The 5408-nt window shown below is 55.9% G+C and carries 5 protein-coding genes; 3 read left to right on the top strand and 2 right to left on the bottom strand.

What is annotated here, in order from left to right; translation table 11 throughout:
* Positions 1-195 precede the first annotated feature (195 nt).
* On the top strand, positions 196-447 hold the full coding sequence (locus tag P1S46_11315) for a hypothetical protein (protein MDF1537064.1): 252 nt from the start codon (positions 196-198) through the stop codon (positions 445-447).
* Positions 447-1685: a DNA polymerase IV gene (dinB, locus tag P1S46_11310; protein MDF1537063.1), complete on the top strand. Its 1239-nt coding sequence runs from the start codon at positions 447-449 to the stop codon at positions 1683-1685. The genes P1S46_11315 and dinB overlap by 1 nt, the downstream gene beginning before the upstream one ends.
* A gap of 152 nt (positions 1686-1837) precedes the next feature.
* Here the strand turns inward: dinB and P1S46_11305 are convergent, their stop codons facing one another.
* Both P1S46_11305 and P1S46_11300 read right to left on the bottom strand, forming a co-directional pair.
* Positions 1838-2125 carry a hypothetical protein gene (locus P1S46_11305; GenBank protein MDF1537062.1) on the bottom strand — a complete coding sequence of 96 codons (288 nt, stop codon included), beginning with the start codon at positions 2123-2125 and terminating at the stop codon, positions 1838-1840.
* 215 nt (positions 2126-2340) lie between these two features.
* Positions 2341-3489, bottom strand: coding sequence for a deoxyguanosinetriphosphate triphosphohydrolase (locus P1S46_11300; GenBank protein MDF1537061.1), 1149 nt, complete (start codon positions 3487-3489; stop codon positions 2341-2343).
* 598 nt (positions 3490-4087) lie between these two features.
* Between P1S46_11300 and P1S46_11295 the strand changes: the two genes are divergently transcribed.
* A complete protein-coding gene (locus P1S46_11295; GenBank protein MDF1537060.1) occupies positions 4088-5146 on the top strand; it encodes a hypothetical protein in 1059 nt (352 codons plus the stop codon).
* Positions 5147-5408: the final 262 nt, after the last annotated feature.

Genomic DNA, 5408 nt, shown 5'->3' with positions numbered 1-5408 from the left:
TTTTCCCTTCCCGTAGAGCCAAAGTCTCGCACAGACTTTGGTGATCTATCAGCAGTCATTGTAAGGAAAGGGAAAACGACGCTTTTCCCTTTCCGTGGAGCTAAAAGGCCCGGATTGGACTTTTTGCGACCCTATCAAACATTGATACGTGGTCACGAAGGCTCTTGGATACGTAGAGACTTGGACACATCAATCATGACCAGCGAAACTCTCAATGACCCGGTGGTGGTCGGCGCCATATTCGGGCACGGCGCGAAGGTAAGCCCGGCCTGGTTCGTCTTCGGAGGGCGGAAGGTAAAGGTCTCCGGCGTCAACCACGTGTGGATCGAGAGGCAGGGCCTCGCCACCTTGCACCACTTTTCCGTTTCAGACGGCCCTGACACATTCCATCTCGTCATGAACAGCGAGACCCTTTCCTGGCACATCGAGGGGATCAGCCTGCCTTGATGACCTTGAACGGGCGGATCTTCGTCCACGTGGACATGGATGCCTTCTTCATTTCGGTGGAGGAACTGGCAAACCCTGCCCTTAAGGGCCGCCCCTGCGCCGTTGCGGGACCAGGGAAGAGAAGCATCATCACAACATCAAGTTATCCGGCGAGGAAGACAGGCGTTCGAACAGGGATGACGGTGGCCCAGGCACGCTGTGTGTGCCCGGGTCTGACGGTGATCCGGGCCGACTACAGGAAATATTCGGACGCGTCTGGCAGGGTCATGGACGCATTGGGCACCTTTACACCCGACCTGAGAGTTACCTCCGTGGACGAGGCGTGGTTCGAAGGGACGTTTCTCCTGCCTGAATCCGGTTTACCCCGGGAGCTCGGCAGGGCGATCAAGAATAAAATAGGGGAAGACACCGGTTTGACGTGCAGCGTGGGGATCGGAGAAAACAGGCTCCTGGCCAAACTTGCCAGTGGCATGGAAAAGCCTGACGGGTTGACGGTCATATCTCCCGATGAGGTGAGCGAACTGATGGAAAAGATGCCCGTGGAAAGGATCGGGGGCATCGGGCCGAAAACAAGCCAGGTCCTCCACGGGATGGGAATAAGGACCTGCGGACAGCTGGGACGTTACCCGGTGGAGCTTCTGGGCGGAAAATTCGGAGCGAGAGGAGTTCACCTGGGGGACATGGCCCGGGGACTGGACCCCCACCGCGAATGCCCGGAAGGAAAGGATGAGGTTACGAAAAGTGTCGGCCATTCGGTTACCCTCCAGGCGGACACGGTCGACAGGGATTTTGCCGGCCGGGTGCTTCTCACCCTTTCCGAGATGGTGGGAAGGCGTGCCAGGAAACACGGATTTTCAGGGAAGCGGGTCACGTTGACGTGGCGCTACAGCGACATGACCACCCACACCAGGCAGCGGACCCTGCCCTCTTCCGTCAATAACACGGGTGAGATCTACAGAACGGCCATGGAGATCTTCAGTACCATCAGGTTGTCCAGACCTGTCCGTCTCCTGGGTGTTTCCATCACCAGGGAACCCGGGACAATTTCCAACGGCCTCCTTTTCCCGGATTGTTCCCCGGCGTCTCCCAATGGAAACCAGGTGCAGGAAACCCTCGACCGGATCAACAACAGGTACGGTGAGTTCACCTTGACCTACGCCGACGCGCTGCCCGATTTTGGAGAGTTGAGGGTGATCTCTCCGAGCTGGAGAAGGAACGGTTTGAGAAGATCTTCCTGACCGACTCAAACCGTTCCAGTTTACGGTTCACAGTTCACGGTTTTCGGTTTAGAATAAATTCCTCAAAAAAAAGTTCCCCGAAGGGAACCTTTTCAAGATTGATGACTTTTTGCGAAGTCATCAACACTGTATGCCGTAAACCGTAAACTTCCCTACTTCCCCGCGTTTTCCACGAGATACTGAACGATTGCCTTCTGGTCCTCTTCCGGGATGGGCGCGCCGAACCGTTTATGATATTCGGACATGCGGCCTACGGTCTTCTCCCAGGTTTCCAGATCCTTGGACCTGGCAAGGGATCTTTGCAGATCGTGGCACTTGGAGCAGGTGGTCTCGAAGGCCACCCTGGCTGCTTCCATATCGACCATCTCTTCGGCCATAACAGTCAGGGGAACCAGGGCCAGGGCGAGCAGTGCGATCAGAACGGGGATACTGTTTTTCATTACTTTCTCCTTCGCTCCCATGTTTTCACACGGGGAATCCAGATGATGGGCTTTCCCGGAAAAAATCTTTATCTGCAACTATTACAGTTTAGCACCCTTATTGTTAAGGTCAAGGAGGTTCAGATCGGGAACATCAGTTTCCAGGTTCCAGGATCAGGAAAAATCAATTGATCCAGACCCTGGACCCTCGCCTTCCTCTTCGCTTTGAACTGATTTCATACTTTCTCATAGGGGTCGAAAAGCTTCTTGTACTCCTCCAGGGCGAACTTGTCGGTCATCCCGGCCATGTAATCGCAGACCACCCTTTTAACGTCCCCGCCGCCCTTGATCCTGTTATAGGTGGATGGGGGCAGCTGCTTCGGCTTGTCCAGGTATGCGTTGAAAAGGTCGACGAGGATCCTTTGAGCCTTTTCAGCCATCCGTGTCACCCGGTAGTGGGCATACAGGTTATCCCTCAGGAATTTCTTGAGTTCCCTGTTCATCTCCTCCATCTCGGAGCTGAACGAGGCTACCCGTTCGCCGGCCTGGGCCAGTTCTTCCCGGTTGGAGATCCCCATCTGTTTCAGGTTCCGTGCGATATTGTCGACAAGGTCGGTCACCTGCCAGTTGATGATCTTCCGGATCGATTCGTGCCTGAGCATTGCCGGGCTGATGCCAACCCATTCCGATAAGATGCTTTCGGTGACGGTTCTCCACAAGGTGACCCTGGACAGTTCCCCCTGCTCGAGCATCCGGGATGTCAGGCCGTCGTCCAGGTCGTGGTTGTTGTAGGCGATCTCGTCGGCCAGTTCCACGATCTGGGCCTCCAGGCTTGGCTGGGTTTCACCGAAAGCCGCGATCTCGGGCTGATCAAAATCGGTGCTGTGCTTGGCGATCCCCTCACGAACCTCCCAGGTGAGGTTCAGGCCCGTGAAGTCCGGATACCGTTCCTCGAGAAGGTCGACCACCCGGAGGGACTGGAGGTTGTGCTCGAACCCTCCCGCGTCCTTCATGAGGTTGTCCATGACCCGCTCTCCCGCGTGACCGAAGGGCGTGTGCCCCAGGTCGTGGGCGAGAGCGACGGCTTCGGCGAGGGTCTCGTTGAGGTCAAGCGCGAGTGCGGCGGAACGGCTGATCTGCGCAACCTCCAGGGAATGGGTCAGCCGGGTCCTGAAATAATCACCCTCGTGGTAAAAAAAGACCTGGGTCTTGTACTCCATCCGCCTGAAAGCGCTGCAGTGGATGATCCTGTCCCGGTCCCTTTCGAAGGCCAGGCGGTACCGGTGTTCCTCCTCCGGATACTGACGCCCCCGGGAAAGGGAGTTTAACGCCCCGAACAGGGACAGTTCATCCTTCTCCTTACGTTCCCTCTCGATCCTTAACATGGTGCCTCCCTAGGAGTCTGTGCCCTCCCTGTTAAAAAACAGGGATGTTCTCCGACAGACTCCTAGCAAATGAAATTCCTTTTGTGGAATTTCCCTTTTTGTTTTTCGGTTCATCCGGTAAATGCGTACCTGACCTGGCCGACGCCGGAGGTGTTCTCCGGTCCAATCGCCCGGCTTCGCAGAGCACTTGAGAAGCTGCGCCTCGCGACTGGCCGGAGAACAAGGGCCGGTCACGGCCACGACCCCGGCAGGGAAGAGCGGTCCATATCAGGTTGCACGCCGGGGGAAACAGGTACTCATTAACCGGATGAACCTGTTTTTCTAGGATATCACGAGTTTTGAATGTCGACCTCATTTATGCCATGATATAAACAATATTGATGGACTCGCAAAAAGTCCATCAACGCACCCCGCGCGGGGTGCCCAAATCAATGACCCGCACCATAAGTCATTGATTTGTAAGGAAAGGGAAAACGACGCTTTTCCCTTTCCGTGGAGCGAAAAGTCCCGGATTGGACTTTTTGCGACTCTATCAAACAATGTATAAAGATTGAAATCGGACAGGGTCGGTTTTCAACCAAATGGGAGAGCATTACTTATGGTCCAGTTGCAGACGAAGCTGATCAGCTTCCCGTCCCATCACTCCTTCGGGGATATCTACGTCAGGGATCCCGCGCAAAGGTACGACGAACGCTGGTGGGCGAGCATGCCGTCCCAGAGCCTGGCTCTCGGTGCCGTCCCCCAGGAACGGTTCGCCAACTGGATGCACTTCGGTGAGGCCAGAGGTGCCCGCGAGGTGGACGTTTCCACCGAACCCGGCCTCAGGGTCTCCCTGGATATTTCCGCCAACCTGGAGCTCGTGAGCGCGCTGGACCCCCTGGATATCCAGGTTTTCGACCTGTCTTATACCCCCCTCACCGATTACGGCTTCGAGCAGTTTGCCCTCAAAATGCCCGTTGTAAAGTACCTCGACCTGTCATTCACCTTTGTGACATCCGGTGCGGCTGTCGCTGCGGCGCACCTGTCCGCTCTTGAGATCCTTCACCTGGCTTTTAACCGGCTCGGCAGTCACTCTCTCGAACACCTGGGGGCACTGGAAAAACTCGTTGTGCTCAATCTCATGGGAACCAACATCATCGAGCCGGACCCGTCGCGGTTGTCCAGCCTGGCAAAGCTCACCTCCCTGCAGTGCCTGGACCTGAGTTTCAACAAGTGCGGTGACAAGGACCTCAAGGTGCTTCCCGGCTTTGAAAGTTTGAGGATCCTGAACCTCGTGAACACGGACATCACCGATAACGACATCGAGACTATCAAGGAGATCCAGAGCCTGCGAAGGCTTTACCTCGGCCGGAACAGGATCACCGACAACGGGGTCCGATCCCTGAGCAAGATAGGCGGGCTGAGAAGCCTCAGCCTTTCCGGACCCGGGGTCACGGATACGAGCGTCGATTACCTGTCGGAGCTGAACTACCTCGACAAGTTATTCATCAGAGGCACAACCATCAGCCGGGACGGTCTGAAAGCCCTGAGCGGGAACATTCCCGGCTGCCGCATCGACCACGGCCGGGGAGACGATGACCGGTCAGAGGAGTACCAGGGCACCCGTATCACCGACATGATCCACAAGGACCTGCTGGAGGAAGAGAAAAAACAGTAGCAAGTGAAAAGTGGAAGACCCCGAGCTTGTCGAAGGGGTGGAAAGTGGAAAGAGTGCACTGGTGCATCTGTGCACTGAGCTAAAACTGAAATGCAAAAACAGGGGGCCCTTTCGGGCCCCTGCTCTTTCATCTTTGCACTTTGCACTCTCGAAAATTGATGGACTCGCAAAAAGTCCATCAACGCGCCCCGCGCGGGGCGCCCAAATCAATGACCGGTCCCGCAAGTCATTGATTTGTGAGGAAAGGGAAAACGACGCTTTT

The sequence above is a fragment of the bacterium genome (genome assembly GCA_029210545.1).
Taxonomy (GTDB): Bacteria; BMS3Abin14; BMS3Abin14; order BMS3Abin14; family BMS3Abin14; genus JARGFV01.
This window is presented reverse-complemented; position numbering and strand designations above follow the sequence as displayed.

Bases quoted from the DNA above. Each gene is read 5' to 3' on its own strand.
- P1S46_11305 (MDF1537062.1), bottom strand. From the start codon at position 2,125: ATGAAAAACAGTATCCCCGTTCTGATCGCACTGCTCGCCCTGGCCCTG.
- dinB (MDF1537063.1), top strand. From the start codon at position 447: ATGACCTTGAACGGGCGGATCTTCGTCCACGTGGACATGGATGCCTTC.
- P1S46_11295 (MDF1537060.1), top strand. From the start codon at position 4,088: ATGGTCCAGTTGCAGACGAAGCTGATCAGCTTCCCGTCCCATCACTCC.
- P1S46_11315 (MDF1537064.1), top strand. From the start codon at position 196: ATGACCAGCGAAACTCTCAATGACCCGGTGGTGGTCGGCGCCATATTC.
- P1S46_11300 (MDF1537061.1), bottom strand. From the start codon at position 3,489: ATGTTAAGGATCGAGAGGGAACGTAAGGAGAAGGATGAACTGTCCCTG.